This is a genomic window from Pelagibacterium halotolerans, assembly GCF_044811015.1.
Classification (GTDB): domain Bacteria; phylum Pseudomonadota; class Alphaproteobacteria; order Rhizobiales; family Devosiaceae; genus Pelagibacterium; species Pelagibacterium halotolerans_A.
This window is the reverse complement of the sequence record NZ_CP085243.1, coordinates 3,188,534-3,205,297: the sequence shown is the minus strand read 5'-3', so window position 1 is coordinate 3,205,297 and position 16,764 is coordinate 3,188,534. Positions and strand designations below refer to the sequence as shown.

18 protein-coding genes are annotated in these 16,764 nt (G+C 61.9%); 6 read left to right on the top strand and 12 right to left on the bottom strand.

The window, feature by feature from the left end; all coding sequences use genetic code 11:
- Positions 1-71: 71 nt before the first annotated feature.
- Positions 72-1,661, top strand: a complete 1,590-nt coding sequence (locus tag LG281_RS15455; protein ID WP_404402235.1) for an L-aspartate oxidase — start codon at positions 72-74, stop codon at positions 1,659-1,661.
- Here the strand turns inward: LG281_RS15455 and LG281_RS15450 are convergent.
- The 3 genes from LG281_RS15450 to LG281_RS15440 form a co-directional block, all read right to left on the bottom strand.
- On the bottom strand, positions 1,658-2,062 hold the full coding sequence (locus LG281_RS15450; protein ID WP_404402233.1) for a thioredoxin family protein: 405 nt from the start codon (positions 2,060-2,062) through the stop codon (positions 1,658-1,660). The genes LG281_RS15455 and LG281_RS15450 overlap by 4 nt on opposite strands.
- Positions 2,063-2,070: 8 nt before the next feature.
- Positions 2,071-2,799, bottom strand: coding sequence for a cytochrome c biogenesis CcdA family protein (locus LG281_RS15445; protein ID WP_404402231.1), 729 nt, complete (start codon positions 2,797-2,799; stop codon positions 2,071-2,073).
- Positions 2,800-2,887: 88 nt separating this feature from the next.
- On the bottom strand, positions 2,888-3,847 hold the full coding sequence (locus LG281_RS15440) for a carbohydrate kinase (protein ID WP_404402229.1): 960 nt from the start codon (positions 3,845-3,847) through the stop codon (positions 2,888-2,890).
- Positions 3,848-3,983: 136 nt separating this feature from the next.
- Here LG281_RS15440 and LG281_RS15435 point away from each other — a divergent pair, with 136 nt between their 5' ends.
- Positions 3,984-4,199, top strand: a complete 216-nt coding sequence (locus LG281_RS15435; RefSeq protein WP_404402227.1) for a SlyX family protein — start codon at positions 3,984-3,986, stop codon at positions 4,197-4,199.
- Between the two features lie 4 nt (positions 4,200-4,203).
- Here the strand turns inward: LG281_RS15435 and LG281_RS15430 are convergent, their stop codons facing one another.
- Together LG281_RS15430 and LG281_RS15425 are read right to left on the bottom strand one after the other, a co-directional pair.
- Complete coding sequence (locus tag LG281_RS15430; RefSeq protein ID WP_404402225.1) at positions 4,204-4,728, bottom strand: thermonuclease family protein; 525 nt, start codon at positions 4,726-4,728, stop codon at positions 4,204-4,206.
- Between the two features lie 89 nt (positions 4,729-4,817).
- Positions 4,818-6,293 carry an NAD-dependent succinate-semialdehyde dehydrogenase gene (locus LG281_RS15425; protein ID WP_404402223.1) on the bottom strand — a complete coding sequence of 492 codons (1,476 nt, stop codon included), beginning with the start codon at positions 6,291-6,293 and terminating at the stop codon, positions 4,818-4,820.
- 160 nt (positions 6,294-6,453) lie between these two features.
- Here LG281_RS15425 and LG281_RS15420 point away from each other — a divergent pair, with 160 nt between their 5' ends.
- Together LG281_RS15420 and LG281_RS15415 are read left to right on the top strand one after the other, a co-directional pair.
- Positions 6,454-7,179: a GntR family transcriptional regulator gene (locus tag LG281_RS15420; protein ID WP_404402221.1), complete on the top strand. Its 726-nt coding sequence runs from the start codon at positions 6,454-6,456 to the stop codon at positions 7,177-7,179.
- A gap of 327 nt (positions 7,180-7,506) precedes the next feature.
- A complete protein-coding gene (locus LG281_RS15415) occupies positions 7,507-8,418 on the top strand; it encodes a VOC family protein (protein ID WP_404402219.1) in 912 nt (303 codons plus the stop codon).
- 17 nt (positions 8,419-8,435) lie between these two features.
- On the opposite strand, the gene LG281_RS15410 is transcribed toward LG281_RS15415, so the two are convergent.
- Positions 8,436-8,813 (bottom strand): RidA family protein, encoded by a 378-nt coding sequence (locus tag LG281_RS15410; RefSeq protein ID WP_404406784.1) that lies wholly within the window; start codon positions 8,811-8,813, stop codon positions 8,436-8,438.
- A gap of 161 nt (positions 8,814-8,974) precedes the next feature.
- Between LG281_RS15410 and LG281_RS15405 the strand changes: the two genes are divergently transcribed.
- Positions 8,975-9,292 (top strand): GNAT family N-acetyltransferase, encoded by a 318-nt coding sequence (locus LG281_RS15405; protein ID WP_404402217.1) that lies wholly within the window; start codon positions 8,975-8,977, stop codon positions 9,290-9,292.
- On the opposite strand, the gene LG281_RS15400 is transcribed toward LG281_RS15405, so the two are convergent.
- The 4 genes from LG281_RS15400 to LG281_RS15385 all read right to left on the bottom strand — a co-directional run bounded on the left by LG281_RS15400 (position 9,264) and on the right by LG281_RS15385 (position 13,440).
- The gene (locus LG281_RS15400; RefSeq protein ID WP_404402215.1) at positions 9,264-11,015 is read right to left on the bottom strand and encodes a diguanylate cyclase; all 1,752 of its coding nucleotides are present in this window, start codon (positions 11,013-11,015) and stop codon (positions 9,264-9,266) included. The genes LG281_RS15405 and LG281_RS15400 overlap by 29 nt on opposite strands.
- Positions 11,016-11,114: 99 nt before the next feature.
- A complete protein-coding gene (locus LG281_RS15395) occupies positions 11,115-11,717 on the bottom strand; it encodes an alpha/beta hydrolase (protein ID WP_404402213.1) in 603 nt (200 codons plus the stop codon).
- Positions 11,710-12,654 carry a VOC family protein gene (locus LG281_RS15390; protein ID WP_404402211.1) on the bottom strand — a complete coding sequence of 315 codons (945 nt, stop codon included), beginning with the start codon at positions 12,652-12,654 and terminating at the stop codon, positions 11,710-11,712. Before LG281_RS15390 ends, LG281_RS15395 begins: the two co-directional genes overlap by 8 nt.
- A 120-nt stretch (positions 12,655-12,774) precedes the next feature.
- Positions 12,775-13,440, bottom strand: a complete 666-nt coding sequence (locus LG281_RS15385; RefSeq protein WP_404402209.1) for a helix-turn-helix transcriptional regulator — start codon at positions 13,438-13,440, stop codon at positions 12,775-12,777.
- A 96-nt stretch (positions 13,441-13,536) separates the two neighbouring features.
- Here LG281_RS15385 and LG281_RS15380 point away from each other — a divergent pair, with 96 nt between their 5' ends.
- Complete coding sequence (locus LG281_RS15380) at positions 13,537-14,070, top strand: flavin reductase family protein (protein WP_404402207.1); 534 nt, start codon at positions 13,537-13,539, stop codon at positions 14,068-14,070.
- Here the strand turns inward: LG281_RS15380 and LG281_RS15375 are convergent.
- Both LG281_RS15375 and cutA read right to left on the bottom strand, forming a co-directional pair.
- Complete coding sequence (locus LG281_RS15375; RefSeq protein ID WP_404402205.1) at positions 14,067-15,989, bottom strand: potassium/proton antiporter; 1,923 nt, start codon at positions 15,987-15,989, stop codon at positions 14,067-14,069. The genes LG281_RS15380 and LG281_RS15375 overlap by 4 nt on opposite strands.
- 144 nt (positions 15,990-16,133) lie before the next feature.
- The gene (gene cutA / locus LG281_RS15370) at positions 16,134-16,484 is read right to left on the bottom strand and encodes a divalent-cation tolerance protein CutA (protein ID WP_404402203.1); all 351 of its coding nucleotides are present in this window, start codon (positions 16,482-16,484) and stop codon (positions 16,134-16,136) included.
- Between the last annotated feature and the right edge of the window lie 280 nt (positions 16,485-16,764).

Sequence of the window (16,764 nt, the reverse complement as noted above, 5' to 3'; positions counted from 1 at the left end):
AAGGGGAGAAGGGAAGAGAGGCCCCGCAACGATAAAGCCTCGCTTCCAGACCAAGGGGCACCGCATTCGAAATGAACATCTTCGACAACACCCTGAACGCCGAAGGCGTCGTCATCGTTGGCGCCGGGCTCGCCGGCCTCTTCTGCGCACTCAAACTCGCCCCGCGCCCCGTCACCGTTCTGTCCCCTACCCCGCTCGGCCTCGGCGCCTCATCCGCCTGGGCGCAAGGCGGCGTTGCTGCCGCCGTCGGCAAGGGCGATAGCCCCGCCGCCCACGCGCTCGATACGCAAATGGCCGGCGCCGGCATCGTCGACCACGGCATCTCCCAGTCCGTCACCGAGGAGGCCGCGGCCCGCATTGCCGACCTTGCCGCACTCGGCACCCCCTTCGACCGTGACGATTTCGGCAATTACGTGCTCTCCAAGGAAGCAGCCCACTCGATGAACCGCGTCGTTCGCGTCTCGGGCGACCGTGCTGGTCACGCCATCATGCAGGCGATCATTGCCAAAGTCCGGCAAACCCCGTCGATCCGCATCGTCGAAGGCATCACCGCCGTCGATCTCGCCCGCGCCGATGGTCGTGTCGTCGGCGTCTTCTGCCGCAAGCTCGGCGATCGCTATGTCGAGCCCGTCTTCATCCGCGCCCGCGCCACAGTCCTCGCCGCCGGCGGGCTCGGCGGCCTATACGCCGTGACCACCAACCCGCCCTCGGTGCGCGGCCATGCAATGGGCATGGCGGCCCGCGCCGGGGCGATCATCGCCGACCCCGAATTCGTCCAATTCCACCCGACCGCCATCGCCACAGGCAAGGACCCCGCTCCGCTCGCCACCGAGGCCCTGCGCGGCGAAGGCGCCATCCTCGTCAACGATTTGGGCAAACGCTTCATGCTCGACGTCCACGAAGACGCCGAACTTGCCCCGCGAGATATTGTCGCCCGCGCCAATTTCCAGCAAATCAAGCTCGGCCGAAAGGTCTTCCTCGACACCCGCCAAGCTCTAGGCGCCCGAATCCTCGAAGCCTACCCGACAGTCGCGCAGTATTGCATCGAAGCCGGCATCGACCCTGTCAGAGAGCCCATCCCCGTTACGCCCGCCGCCCATTACCACATGGGTGGCGTCAAGGTGGACGCCGACGGCCGCGCCTCCCTCCCAGGCCTCTGGGTCTGCGGCGAAGCCTCGTGCACGGGCCTCCACGGCGCCAACCGCCTCGCGTCGAATTCCCTGCTCGAAGCCGTCGTCTATGGCGCCCGCATCGCCGACGACATCGGCGGCTTGGAACCCGCGACCGGTCACCTACCCCCCTTCGAGGGCATAGGCTGGGACCCGCAAAAAGGCGCCGAGGCCGAAGCGATCCTGCGCAATCTCGACGCCGTAAAGCGCCTGCGCGCCATTATGAGCGACCATGTCGGCGTCGAGCGCGACGCGGCGGGCCTCAAGCACGCCCTACGCGAACTCGCCACGCTCGAAGCCACCGCGCTTGGGGTCACCCGCGCCTATCTCAACATGATCACCTCAGCCACCCTCGTCGCTGCCGGCGCACTGCGCCGCACCGAAAGCCGGGGCGGTCACTTCCGCACCGACTTTCCCAAAACCGACGACACCTGGGGACGCCATACCGAAATGACGCTCGGTGAGGCGCTGGAGATCAGAGCCGAGGCCTAAAGCGCAGCCTCGAACAGCCCCTCGATCGCCTCGCGCCGCGTATCCGCCACAAGCCGCATGATCTCCTCGCCGCCCTGCATAAGAACGAGCGTAGAGCGCCGCGGAATACCGAGTTCAGCCACCAGCGGCCCCTCCCGGTGCGTATCCCAATCGACCTGAACAATGGTCACTTCACGATACGCTTCATTCTCAGCCTGCAGCGCCCCGATCACGCGCTGCTGCGCCGCACAGGTAACGCACCAGGGTGCATAAAAGTCGAGGATATAGGGCTCACCGGACGCGTCGAGTTCTTCAAGCAGAGCTTCGCTATAGTCCTGATGCACAACCTCCTGTGCCACCGTCGGCAGGCTGAACAGCGCCAGCAAAAGCCCAAGAACCGTCCGCCGCAATACCGTCATCATCGTCTCTCCTAAACGCTCACCGAAATATCGAGAAGGCCGGGGGGCAGCACCTGCAGCACCCAGAATTCGAGCATCTTGTCGACCCCAAACCAAATCCCCAGTCCCACTGCAATAAGCGCGATCCCCATTGCCGGTTTGGCATACCGTGCCACCGCCATCAGTCGCTCACGCCTGTGCGCTATCAGCTCCCGGCTGCCGTAAGCGAGCGCCATAACGATCGTCCCCGCCCCGAGCGAAAAGACCGCCATGATCGAAAAGGCATAAAAAAGGCTGTCCCCGGCACTCGCAAGCGCAATGGCACCCCCCAGCGTCGGCCCGATGCAGGGCGACCAGACGATCCCCAAAAGCGTGCCCGAAATCCCCTGCCGCCAAAGCCCGCTGGTCCCCGGCGCACCTTCGACCACAGACAGCATCCGATTACCGCCTGAAGCCACGCCACCCGCAAGCCGTGCGAACCTCGCGCTCGCCTGCGGCACCAGAAGCACCGTGCCGAACCCGATCATCACGACCGCCCCGGCTTTCGCGATATCCTCAGGATGAAGCCCCAATGCCTGCGCGAACGCATAGCCGAAAAACCCCGCCAGCGTGAAACTCACCGCCAGCCCGCCCGCAAGGACAACCGGCCCGAGCCGATGCTGCCCGACCGAACTCGCAAGCACGATCGGCAGAAGCGGCAACACGCACGGATTAAGCAGCGTCAGAAGACCTGCGGCATAGGCAAAGGCAAAGTCGAGCAAGGGCGCTTCCTTCGAAGAACGCGGGTCCTTCCCGGTTTACGATATGCGAGGGGTCCTTGTTACAACACAACAGATCACGACCCGGTGATCACGCGCTCGCCAGCACCGCATCGACCTCCGCCCGCGTCGGCGGAACGCACCCGATATGCGCGCAATTGAGCCCGGCAACCGTCGCCCCGAACCGTAGCACCTCAGTCAAAGCCAGCCCGTCAAGCTCCCCGATCCGCCCGACCGTAAGGTGTCCCTTATCCGCAATCGCAGTCAGAATGCCCGCCATCAGACTGTCGCCTGCACCAACGGTGTCGCCCATAACTTCGGGCTTGTAGATCGGAGCACTCGCCTGCGCCTTGGTCGTAAACGCCCGCGAGCCCTGCTCCCCGAGCGTCACCACCACAAGCTCGCAATTGGGTCTCGCCAGAAGGCTTGAGGCATGATCCTCGATGGATTTCCCCGGATCGAGCGTTTCGAGATCCTCGTCCGACACCTTGACGATATGCGCGAAATCGAGAAACCCGTCGAGCCGCTCCTTGTAACCCACGAAGTCCGAAACGAGGCTCGGCCGCACATTCGGGTCGATCGAGATCACTGCCCCGCGTGCGGCAACCTTTCCGACCACATCCATCCAAATCTCTGCATCCTCGGGCTCGATAGGCAGGAACCCGCCGATCTGGAACAGATCGATCGCCTCAGGCAGCGCGCCGTTGAGCTTCTCCCTGCTGATATCGCGCTCCGCCGTCCCCTGCCGGTAAAACGCATAGCTCGGCAGCCCCTTGGCGTTCCGCGTTACCACCGCCAGTGTGGTATTGCAGTCGCTGCGTTCGTCGACAAGCTGGGTCACGCCCACCGCATCGAGCGGTCCCAAAAGGAGGTCGCCGAAGGTATCCTTGGAGATGGGGCACAGATACCCTGTGTCATTGCCCAGCTTCGCCAGCGCAATCGCGCAATTGTAGGGCGAACCGCCCGCATGTGCGCTCATCTCCAGCGCCTCATCGCCCTCCTGCGGCTTGGCGACAAGGTCGATAAGGCTCTCCCCCGAAACGACGAACATAAAGTGATCCTCCAAAGAGCGGCGATTTCCGTGTCCGCGCTTCTATAGCAACGTTGCGGTCCCGCCAAGCCGCCAGACGATTGCCGCGCAACCACATTTCGCGTAGGACACCGGCACACCATCGCAGGGCACGCCCATGGACAGCTCAGACCTCACAGCGCGCATCGAAGCGCTCGAAATCCGGCAGGCTCATGCCGACCACACGATTGACGAACTCAACACGCTCGTGACTGAGCAATTCCAGATGATCGAACGCCTCAAGCGCCAGATCGCGCTGCTCGACGATCAGCTATCGGCGGTCGAAACGCTGGCCCGCGGCCAGTCCAAGGAACCGCCGCCGCCGCATTATTAGCCATTCAGGCGCACCACCCCCGCCGCGCCCCGTCCCAAGGTCGTGCCAGCCCTTCGGCAACGAGCGTCATCCCCAACGATTGCCCGTCGCGCATAAGCACGCGCAACTTCCGCCCGTAGCGGTCCGCGTCGCGATGGTCCCACATCGTCATCTCGAACCCGCCAGCATTCACCAGCTCCAGCATCCGCCGCGTTGCCGCCTGCCCCAGCGCAAGCTCCTCGGGACACTGATAGGAGAAGACCTCGGGCGTATCGATATCGGCAACGCGGATCCGGATCCCGTCGATCTTTATCGTATCCCCGTCCGTCACGCAGGTTGCCGCGCCGCCCGAACAGAGCGTGAATTGCCGCGTGACAACCTCCTCAGGCCCACCCGCAGCGAGAGAGGGTACCTCGACATACCCGCGCTCAATCGCGACATAGCCCAGTGCCGCAACGGCAATGAGCGCCACCGCCATCTCGCCCAATGGCATCCGCGCGCGCCGGCGGAGCCGGACGCCGACGCGCCCGAACGGCATAATCCTGGCCATCGGAGGATCTCCTTACGATTCGACCGAACCGTAAGCACTCACCTCCTAACGACCGGTAAGCATCAATCCCGGAACGCCACGAAGCGGGATCACACCGACAGGCACAGATACTTAATGTCGAGATAGTCCTCGATCCCGTATTTCGAGCCTTCCCGCCCGAAACCGGACTGCTTGACGCCGCCGAACGGCGCCACTTCCGTAGAAATGATCCCCGTATTGATCCCGATGATCCCGTATTCGAGCGCCTCGGCGACCTTGTAGACCTTCGAGATATCCCGTGCGTAGAAATAGGCCGCCAGCCCGAACTCCGTCGCGTTCGCCAATTCGATCACCTCATCGGTCGTCTCGAACCGGAACAATGGGGCCACCGGCCCGAAAATCTCCTCCCGTGCAATCCGCATCTCTTTGGTCGCTCCGGTTAAAAGCGTCGTGGGATAAAACAGCGCGCCCTCCGGCCTCTCGCCAATAGCCGAAATCCGCGCGCCCTGCTCGGATGCGTCCGCCAGCAGCATCTCAACCTTCTCGATCGCCTTTTCGTTGATCAGAGGCCCGGTGGTGATGCCCGTCTCCATCCCGTTGCCCAGACGCAATTCACCCATCTTTGCGGCGAGTTTTTCGGCGAAGGCGTCGTAAAGATCGGCGTGAACGTAGATGCGGTTGGCACACACGCAGGTCTGCCCCGCATTGCGGAATTTCGAAAGCATCGCGCCCTCGACCGCCGCATCGAGATCCGCGTCCTCGAAAACGATAAACGGCGCGTTCCCGCCAAGCTCCATGCTCATGCGCTTGACCCCGTCCGCGCTCTGCCGAATCAGGATCTTGCCCACCTCGGTCGAGCCGGTGAAGCTGATCTTTGCGACTTTGGGGTTAGCGCACAATTCCTGTCCGATAGCCGGCGCGTCAGTCCCCGGCACAACGTTAAAGACCCCCGGCGGAAACCCGGCCCATTCCATCAACCGGGCAATCGCAAGTGCGGAAAGCGGTGTCTCGGCGGCTGGTTTAGAGACGACCGTGCACCCCACCGCAAGCGCCGGCGCCAGCTTGCGCGCGAGCATCGCGTTGGGGAAATTCCACGGCGTGATCACACCTACAACCCCAACGGGCTGCTTGATCACCATGATCCGCTTGTCGGCCTGATGCCCTGGAATCGTATCGCCGTAGACTCGCCGGGCCTCCTCGGCGAACCATTCGATATAGGCCGCGCCATAAAGAATTTCCCCCTTGGCCTCGGCAAAGGGCTTGCCCTGCTCGAGCGTCAGGATGCGCGCCAGATCGTTGGCATTTTCCACCATCAATCGATGGAGCGCCTTGAGTTTGTCGGCCCGATCCTTCGCCGAAAGCGCCGCCCAGCCCGGCTGCGCAGCATGTGCGGCGTCTATGGCGTCCCGGGTCGCATGGGTGGACAGATCCGGAATCTGCGCCAGAACCTCGCCCGTCGCCGGGTTGGAGACCCGGAACACCTTGCCGCGCGAGGAGACAGTGTTCCACTTCCCGCCGATGAACCCTCCGGCGACCACAATCCGCTTTTCGCTGAGCTTGTCGGTAAGCGCTGAGGTGAGGGTCATCGTGAGGCCTCCTTATTGTTCATTGGCTTTTCCAATTGAACGCTGAATCGGCGAAAGGTTCAATCCGGCCAATGCGTTCCGTGCTGGTCAGGACCAATGTGCGTGCTATAATAAAAAATGGCATATTAAATGCCGCCTATTGCCTAACTGACGAGCCCGAATGACAAAAAAGGCCAGCGCCTACGCCTTTCTCGAGCGCCCCGAACACATGCCCCGGGGCTCGCTTTCCAGCCACGTGACGTCTCAACTGCGCGAAGCGATCGTCTCGCTGCGTTTAAGGCCAGGCACCATGCTCGACAAGGCCGAGATCTGCGAGCGTCTGGGCGTCTCGCGCTCACCCGTCGCCGACGCGCTCGCGCGCCTGCAGGCCGAAGGCCTGATCGATATCCTGCCCCAGCGTGGTTCGGTCGTTTCGCTCGTCTCCCTCGCGGCGGTCAAGGAATACATCTTCATCCGCACCGCCCTCGAATGCGAAACCGTCCGCAAGCTTGCTGCCGAGCCGCCCGAAGGATTAATTGCAGCGCTTGAAGAGAACATAGCCCGCCAGCAGGTTCTTGCCGCCAAAGACGACAAGCAGGGTTTCCACAATACCGATCTCCAGTTCCACGAAATTCTCCTCAGCGCCGCCGGCTACAAGCGCATGAAAGCGATGGTGGACACAGCGCGGAACAATCTCGACCGTGCCCGCCACCTCTCGAACAGGATTCGCGAAACTGCAATCGCGCTCGAAGAACACCGCGCCGTCCTCGACGCCATCGCCAGCCGAAACCCCGACGCGGCTGCCGATGCCATGCGAGCTCATCTCGACTCTATGGTCGAGTCGGTCTTCGAAGTCGCCCGGCAAAGCCCGACGCTGTTTTCCGACGGCGAACTCGCACGGGCCTAGGTTTACAGTTGCACTTTGCGCTGCCCTGTTCCCACCACCCCGTCATCACCCGGCTTGTCCGGGTGATGACGGAGGAGAGAGTGAGCGCGGGGTACCGGACATCCCGCAGCCCTAAGAGCCCGGCCCGCATCCGGGACGACGCAAGCGTCCTGAATGCGCAACTGTAAAGTTAGAGCCCAACCGATAATTCGGACGGGCTCTGGGAGCCCGTTCACCTCTGACGTACAGACCGTCACGATTGATCCCCTTAATCGAAACGATAAACACGCCTAGATTAGAGGTCACACGTTATTAGCGCCGCACGCGGCGAAGCCCGAGGTGACCGAGATGCCCAAATTGTCCCAGAACAGCGTCGCCACGCCGGCGCTGGTTCCCAACTCGACCCGTTTGGGAGAGGTTCATATCGCGGTGACCAGTCGCGACGACGCGCTCGCCGTCTGGCGCGACGTCGTTGGATTGACGCTCATCGAAGAAACGCCCGATCGCCTCGTTCTCGGCGCAGGCGGTACGCCGCTGATCATCCTGCATCTGGATGCAACAGCCCCCGTAGCGCCACACACCACCGGCCTCTACCACGTCGCCATCCACGTCCCGACCCGCCGCGATTTTGCCCGCGCCCTCAACCGCGCAATCGCCCACAAGGCACGCGTTTCGCCCACCGACCACCTCGTCTCCGAAGCCCTCTATCTGTGGGATCGCGATGGAAACGGTATTGAGATCACCTTCGAGACCCCATGGCGCGGCCGTTTCGTCGAAAACGATGAGCTGATGGCGATTACCCCCGACGGCAAGCCCCATTCCGGACGCGAACCGATTGACGTGCAGGGCCTTCTCGCCGAGCTCGACGGCGACGCAACCCCGCTCGCTCCGATGCCTGAAGGTACGCGCATTGGCCATGTTCACGTCCATGTCGGCGACCTCGATAAGGCCATGGCGTTCTACCGCGACCAGCTTGGCTTCGCCGGCCAGCTGCTGAGCCGTCGCTACGGCATGGGCGACGTCACGCTCGACTATGCCCCGCACATCCTTGCCTTCAACATCTGGGCCGGCCGCAACGCACAGCAACCGCCGCAAAGCGCCGCCGGTTTGCGCTGGTTCGAAATCGTTGTGCAGGACCGGACGGTTCTCGACGGCATCCGCGCGCGCCTGACAGACGCCAGTGCACCCGTCACCGAAATCGAAAACGGCATCGAAACACGAGATCCCTGGGACAACCGGATCAAGATCCTCATTGCTTAAGAGCGAAGAGGGATCGGTCATCCCGGCCGGCGCGCGATCATGTCGATCTCAACGAGCGCGCCGACCGCAAGTCCTGTGACCCCGATCGTCGTTCGCGCCGGTAGTTTGCCTTGCTCGAAATAGGACATGTAGGTCTCGTTCATTTTGGCGTAGTCGCGCTCGAACTCAGTGAGATAGATTCTTGCCATCGTCACGTTTTCGAGCCCGAGCCCAACGCCAGCCAGAACGATCTGCAGGTTGTCCATCACCCGCCGCGTTTGGGCCTCGATTCCTTCCGGAAGCGGCGCGTCCGGAGCATCCGGGTCCGTGGGCATCTGGCCGGTCAGGAACACCCATCCGTCGACCTCAACGGCATGAGAAAAAGGCGCCACCGGGCGAGGTCCACGCTCAATCATATGATGGACGGGCAGGCTCATGGGGATCTCCCTTCGGCGAATGCTGATTGCGTCAACTGTGAGCCGACGCTCGCTGGCCGTCAATCGCATCCCGGCTTGCAGCGGAGCTGAATAATCCAAATACTGAGTAGTAGATGCAACTCACTAACGGACCAGAAGCCATGACCCGCCCCCTCCAGATAGAGCATACACGGAACGGATCGGAAGGCCGCTATTGGGCGGATCTTGGCGACGGGTTCGAAGCCGAAATGACTTACCGCATTCGCGCCGACGGCGCCCGGATCATCGATCACACAGGCGTTCCCAAACCGTTCGAGGGCAGGGGCTACGCGCTCCAACTGGTCAGGCGTGCTATCGCCGACGCGCGTGAGGAAGATTTCAGGATCGTTCCCCTGTGCCCTTACGTTGCCGTCCAGTTTCGCCGTCACCCCGAATGGGAGGACTTGCGGGCTAGCCCGCAGCCGCCAGATCGGCACTGAATGCAACGGCGCAATCGCGCCCCTGTGCCTTAGCTTGATAAAGGGCCGCATCGGCCATCGCCGTAGCGCTGTCGATCGTATCGTCCGGCTTGATGATTGCGGTACCGATGCTCACTGTGACATCGACGTGCCGGCCATCGTCCAGCGCAACCGGTACACTACGCATCATCTCTATTATCGCCGCCGCGATCTTGTCGAGCCGCTCCGCGTCGCAATTGCCGATAACGATCAGGAATTCGTCCCCACCCCAGCGCGCGCATATATCGGTCCGCCGCACCGCTGAGGACAACCGGCGCGCAACCTCGACGATCACCTGATCTCCCACCAGATGACCTTCGGTGTCGTTGACCGGCTTGAAATGGTCGATGTCCACCAGCAACACGCCATAGGTCCAGCTATCACCGTATGCCCGAGCCCGCATGATCTCGAACGCCTGCCCGAAACCGCGCCGGTTGAGGATACCTGTCAGGGCATCGCGATTGACCAGCGATTCGAGTTCCTCGGTGCGCTCCTTGATTTGGCGCTCGAGCCCGATCTCGGAATCCGTCACCGCGTTGCACATATCCGCGAGCGCGCGGGAGAGTCTTCCGATCTCGTCGTTGCGCGGATCGGGCGAAAACTGCACCCGCTTCCCGTCGCGCACAGCAGTGAGACCCGCCTCGACCCTTTCGAGCCGATCGAGCACCATCGCCTTGAAGATATAGGCCATCGCCAGTGCGGCCACACCCATGAGCGCGGCCAACAACACTCCGATGGGCAGGAACAGCCGCTTGTCGACGATGGTATCGACGTCCATCACCGTCACATTGTACCAGCCGATCTCACCGAGATATCCCACCCCCACCAGCATCGGCTTACCGTCGATCGAAAGATAGGCGGTTTGGACAGACGGTCCATCCTCCGGGTCGGCCGTCGCCGCCATCATCGCGCGGAGCGCGGCCATGTCCGACGGTGTATCGAACAGCGAAAAAACCATATTCTTCTGCGCGATGTCCTTGGTCAGCGAATGAAAATCGACCATGGATGCATCCCGATGCGCCTGTACCGCGCCGCTCGCATCCACGAACATCGACTGGATGCCCGGCTGCGGAATGTCCACCACGTCACGAATAAATTCCGAAAGATCAAGCCCTGTGCCCACGATCCCCAGCACTTGCCCCTCGTGAGAGACAATGCAGTTGATCCAGACTTTGGTGACGCCAAGAACATCATCGTGATCGACATTAAGATAGCAGCCCTCGCGCCGCGAGCGCGTGGTGAAATACCAACCGTCGCGAGGATTGTCGGACCGTACAGTGTATTGAAACGGATCGTCGGCGTAGCTGTTCTGACTGTCGTTGAAATAGTAATTGCCCGACTCATCGACCACCAGGAACGCGCTTTCGTCGTCGAAAGCCGCGCGGTAATGCTCGAGTTCGGCGATGCCGCGTTCTCGTGCCGTGGGATCATATTCGTCTTTTGCCCAGGCAATGATATTGGGTGCCCGCGCCAGCGTTTTGGCCAGCGCCACCTCACGGCGTAGCGTCTCCAACCCTCTATAGCGATCATACTGAACCTGGCGCTCGGCCACCAGTGCACCGACCCGCAACGCGGTTTGCTCCACGATGTGGTTGAACGCAAACCAGCCGGCGAGCGCCAAAAGCACCATGAACCCGGCAAGAACGAGAAGGACGCGGGTGCGCAGAGCCGCAAATGCCGAGAGGCGAGCCTCGTTTCCCCTCATTTGCGAAATTCTCCCAGCCCCGAGTCATGCGTCGGTTCAAAAGATATGTAATTTTTGTTTCCCTATTACTAAGAATCCGCCCCAAACGGCCAAACCACGTCACAGTTCGGTCAAAAACCGTTGAACCGCCCCCAACTCGGCCTGCGCAATTTCATGCCCACCCTCATGCCAGAACAGTTTGGCTTCAGCTCCTTGTGCAGCAAAGTAGTCCGCCAGCGCCTGGGTCGTTTCCGCTGGCGACATGGGATCGCGCCGTCCCGCCGTGATCAGGACCTTGCGGCCTTTGAGCCCAGGCAGATCGCTGGGAGCCCATGGAATAAGCGGGTGCATGAGCACCGCCGCAGTGACGATCCCGGGATCGCTCAGCATTACCGAAGCGAGGATGTTGGCGCCATTGGAATACCCCAACCCGTAGACCGGCCCGTCTCCCACCTGCGCCTTCATGAACGCGGCCATCCGCCCGGTCCGCAGCGCCAGATCATCCATATCGTAGACGCCTTCGCCGGTTCGCCGGAAAAAGCGCAGCGCGCCCATCTCCGAGACGTCACCCCGAGGTGCGATGATCCGCGCGCTCGGTGCCAATTGCCGTGCGAGGTCGAACAGCTGGTTCTCGTCTCCGCCCGTCCCGTGAAAGACGAACAGCGTCGGTGCACCTTCCGGGCCGTCATGCTCCCGAAAGACGTATCCGTCGGCCTCAGTCATGGTGCGCATCCTCAATCTCGGGGAGATGGGTTTCGAGCCACGCCCGCAGATGCTCATGCTGGCTCGGCAGCTTTAGCGCCTCGCCCAGATGTGCGGTGTCCTCGTCACGGTCGAATCCTGGCTCATTGGTCGCAATCTCGAACAGAACCCCGCCAGGCGTCCGGAAATAGATCGCATAGAAATAATCGCGGTCGATCACCGGCGTCACATTATACCCCGTATCCACCAGCGCCGTGCGCACCGCAAGCTGCGCCGCCCGATCCCGAACCGCAAAAGCAATATGATGCACGGAACCCGCCCCGAGGTCTCCGCGCGGCATATTGGGCAACGTCTGCACGTCGATGACGTCCGCGCCGTTCCCGCCGGGCATCACGAACCGCTTGATGCCCCGACACGTCGCGGCGTCCTCATAGCCCATGAATTTCAGCAGCTCCTCTGTCGCCCCGCTGTCGCGCACCCGAAGCGCCGCGGAATGAAACCCGCGGATCGCAACATCGTCCGGAACACCGCCTTTCGTCCAGGCTGCACGCGTATCGTCCGGCGCTTCGACAAGTGCCAACCCGTCGCCATCCGGTCCCGCAAAGCGTAACCGCTTCTGTCCGAAGCTCTCATCGCCCCAAACATTGCCAACGCCTCTGGTACCGAGCCGCTCCTTCCAGAACCCCAGACTGCCTTCCGGCACGGAAAACACCGTCTCGCCCACCTCTCCGGTACCGGGACGCCCGCGTACGATGTGGGGAAACGGAAAGTAAGTCATCACCGAACCCGGCGTACCGGCTTCGTCGCCGTAGTAGAGGTGATAGACCGACGGCTCATCGAAATTGACGGTCTTTTTCACCCGCCGCAACCCAAGCGTGTCGGTATAAAAGCGGTTATTGGCATCCGCATCGCGCGACATCGCCGTGACGTGATGCAGGCCCTCGATTTGATCGAGCATGAGATCACTCCTTGGTTGCCCCCCCTCCGGGGACCCTTTACGGAGCAATATAGAGGAAATGATCGTCCGGATAATCGGCACGAAGCTTCATTCTTTATTCGATAATAGCGAACAGTAGCCCTATGCGGCCGGCGTGATCCGGTAGGCACACCGCCGCGCTCCGGCAATGATATGCTCGACCCGTTCCACATGCGCGCCCGGCCCCAACGCGTCGCGAAACACCGCCAGTTCGGCCCGGCAGAAATTCTGACACGCAGCAGCCGCCGCGCAGATCGGGCAGTGGTTCTCATAGAGCATATAGCCGCCCGCACCGTCCTCGGCCCAGTCCGCCATATAGCCCTCCTGGCTCCGGATATCCGCTAGACGCGTCACCCGCTCGCCCAGAGTCTGCGCATCCGCAAGCCGCGCCCTGTAGTCCGTCCGCGTCTTGGCTTCGCGCGCGTCAATCAGTTTCGAAAGCATGTCCGCGCCAAGTTCGGATCGGATCGTCGCCAGAAGGTCCACTGTCAGCGCCGCATGTGTATCGGGAAACCGGTCCTGCCCCTCTGAGGTCAGCCGCCAGAATTGCGAGGGCCGCCCGACGCCCTTGGGCTGCGCCCAGCTCTCGACGACCCCTTCTTCGGCCAACCGCACTAATTGCTGACGCACTGCCTCCCCAGACGTCCCCAGCGCCTGCCCGAGGCTTGCCGCGGTCTGGTCGCCGTGCATCTTGAGATGGAACAGAATACGCTCCGCCGTATTGCGGGGCGTCCAGCCCGGATAAGAAAGAGGTTCGGTGCTTGACATGGCTCCAATCAGGCTTTTAGAAAGCTATAACTTGGAAAATACAGGTTCAGCCCGGCGAGATCAAGCCTTTCCCATCTGAGCCCAGAAACGGACTTTATGACCGACGCCCGCTTTCCCAGCGCGAAGCTGACCCTTGCCGACCCGGCCAGGGACAGCGATGCGCTTGATTTCGCCCATTTCGCCGACACCATGGCGACCCTTGCCGGCACGGTTTGCATCGTCACCGCCGGTCGAGGCGCGAACCGCGTGGGCCGTACAATCACTTCGCTCATCTCCCTGAGCGCCACCCCGCCCTCGCTTCTGGTCTCGATCACCAAAAACAGCGATCTCGACCACACGATGCGCGCCGAAGGCGGTTTCTCGGTCGCCATGCTCGCAACCGGCCAGTTCGGCGTCTCCGACGCCTTTGCCGGTCAACGCCCGCCCGAAAGACGCTTCGAGATCGGCACCTGGGACACATGGCCCTCCGGGCGCCCCAAGCTTGCCGACGCCGCGACCGCGATCGATTGTCGGATCGCCGGCATGATCGAACTCGATACTCACTGCCTCTTCGGCGGCGTCCTGATCAACGCCGAAGCGACTGGAGCCGCACCGCTGCTCTGGCGTGAACGGGGCTATCACCATCTCTAATCGGCCTTGCGCCCCGAAACCTCCTCCTCCTCATCCTTCGCCGGCTTGTCGTTCCCGTCTGAGACAATCACATCACCGCCACCTTCAGAGCGCGCCACACCTGCCTTTTTCGCCGCGCGCAACCGCCGCTCGGCCAGCTTCGCACGCAGCGTTTGTACAAGCTCGTGCCCCGTAACGAAAACTGGAACCCGTGCTCGCGCCACCTCCTGATCGATGGAAAGCCCGACTTCCGAGATCTCGCCCTCGATATTCACGTCGCGCACGATCAACTCGATTGCCCCGACGGCCACCCGGTCGCCGACTTCCGCTGTGCCACCAAGCCTCTCGCGCATGAAATCCGCGATTGAGCGGTCCGGTGCCACGTTGGGTGCGATGTCCATGCCATAGGCTTCCCGCAGCGCTTCGAGCGGCCGGTCCGGATTGATCCGGAACTCGCCGAAAAAATCCTTGTCGTCGGCCTCCACCTTGGCGGGGCTAGCGAACAGCCGATCCAGCAGGCGCGTATAGCGTGGAGCGATGAACATGTAGATGTAGTCGCCGGGCTTGATCCGCCCCGCATACTGATACCGCATCGACTGCCCGTCGCGCACAATGAGCGAGGGCCGTGCCCAACGCGGCAGCCTCTCGCCTTCGGCTACCGGGCTACCCGGCACCACATGGTAGACGATCAATTCGTGATGCGCGTTGCCTGGCAATTCTAGCCCCACGCGCTCGACCGGCCCGATCCTTTTGGGCACGATCAGATCCAGCCACTGCGCCATAGGACGGATTGTCCAGCCCTGTATGAGGAGCGAGGTGAGAACGATGATAAAAGCGGTATTGAACAGCAGCCCGCCGTTCGGTAGCCCGGCCATCAGCGGCAGGATGGCTAAAAGGATCGAGACCGCGCCGCGCAAGCCCACCCACGAGACGAACGCGATCTCGTCGCGCTGATAGCGGAAGGGCAGAAGGCACAACCACACCGCAACCGGACGTGCGACGAAAATCAGCACGACCGCAAGTGCAATCGCCGGAACGGCGACCAGCCGAAACTCGGAAGGGTTGGCCAGTAGCCCCAGGATCAGGAACATCACGATTTGCGCCAGCCACGTCATTCCGTCCTGGAACCGCGTCAGCGTCGAGCGCGCCCTCACGCGCATATTCCCCGCCAGTAGTCCCGCGACATATGCCGCCAGCGCACCGGAGCCGCCAAGCGCACCCGTGAGTGCGAAAAGGCATACCGCCATGCCCAGAACGATGATCGGATAAAGCGCGCCTTCGAGTTCCACCCGGTTGATGACCTGGACGATGACCCAGCCCCCCAAAAGCCCGAGAGCGATGCCCAACCCCATCTGGGTAGCAAAGCCGACGATGAACTCTCCGGTCATCCCCCCGATGCCCACGCCCTGGGCGATCAATTCGACGAACATGATGGTGAGAAAAATCGCCATCGGGTCGTTCGACCCAGATTCGACTTCCAGTGTCGAACGCACTTTGTCCCGGATCGTGATCCCCCCGACCCGCAGGAGGAAGAACACCGCCGCCGCGTCGGTTGACGAAACAATGGCCCCCATCAGAAACCCTTCCGCCCAAGAAACCCCCAGGACCAGCCGCGCGGCCAGACCGAGGATCAGCGTTGTCAACAGCACGCCGACTGTCGCCAGCACAATGGCGGGCCCCGCCGCCTGCCGGAAGGATTTGAGCGGCGTACCGAACCCGGAATCGAAAAGGATCACCGCGAGCGCCAGTGACCCCACGAGATAGGCAGAATGGAAATCCGAATACTGGATCCCCAGTCCATCGCTGCCAGTCAAAAGCCCGATACCAAGAAAAACAAGCAGCAAGGGCGCGCCGAACCGGAATGCGACAAGGCTCGTGAAAACCGAAATGACAATGAGCCCCGCACCCACCAGCATCAGTGGGTAAATCCAGTCAATCATCCCTCTCGCCTTCGAACCGCTTTGTGCCTTGGTGTCGGCTCAGCCGGTCACCAGAAGCACTATGGCACGATAACAAGGAGAAGTAAGGCAAGAGCAGGAGATTTCATCCCGCTTGGGTTAAAAAATGTAGGCGATACCAGTACTTTACGACTCCGCCGTAACGGTCTCAGCGACGATCCAGTCCAGATAGGGCGTACACCCCGCCTCGACCGGCAGGCAGACGATCTCCGGAACGTCATAGGAATGGAGTGCCCGCACCGCTTCCTCAAGCGCGGCAAACCGCGAGGCCATTGTCTTGGCCAGGAGCAAAACCTCGCCGCCTTCCACCACGTCGCCGTCCCAGCGATAGGTGCTGGTAATGGGTAACCGCTGGACGCAGGCTGCAAGCCGATGCTCAACCAGATGCCTGGCAAGCCCGTCGGCCTCCATATCGGTTTCCGTCGTAATCAGAACGACCACCGCATGATCGCCGTCGCATTCCGCCTGTACGCTCATATTGGCCTCCCATAGACAGGCTCAGCCTAACGGCGCCGACCGGGAGTGCTCAAGCGGTCAATTTTCTATCAAAGGGGAAGCGCATGCGCCGTAACGGCGCCGATAAACAGAACAGAAGCGGTAAAAGCGATGAGTGCCAACAGGTACCTAAGCCGCGTCATGTTTCCTCCAGAATGTATGACGCCTAAAGACTACTAAATTGATAGACTAAGTCAACGCCACAAATTCGCCACATCCGCTAAAATTTTGCTAATTTCCGGTCCGTTCGCGCAAAAATCAG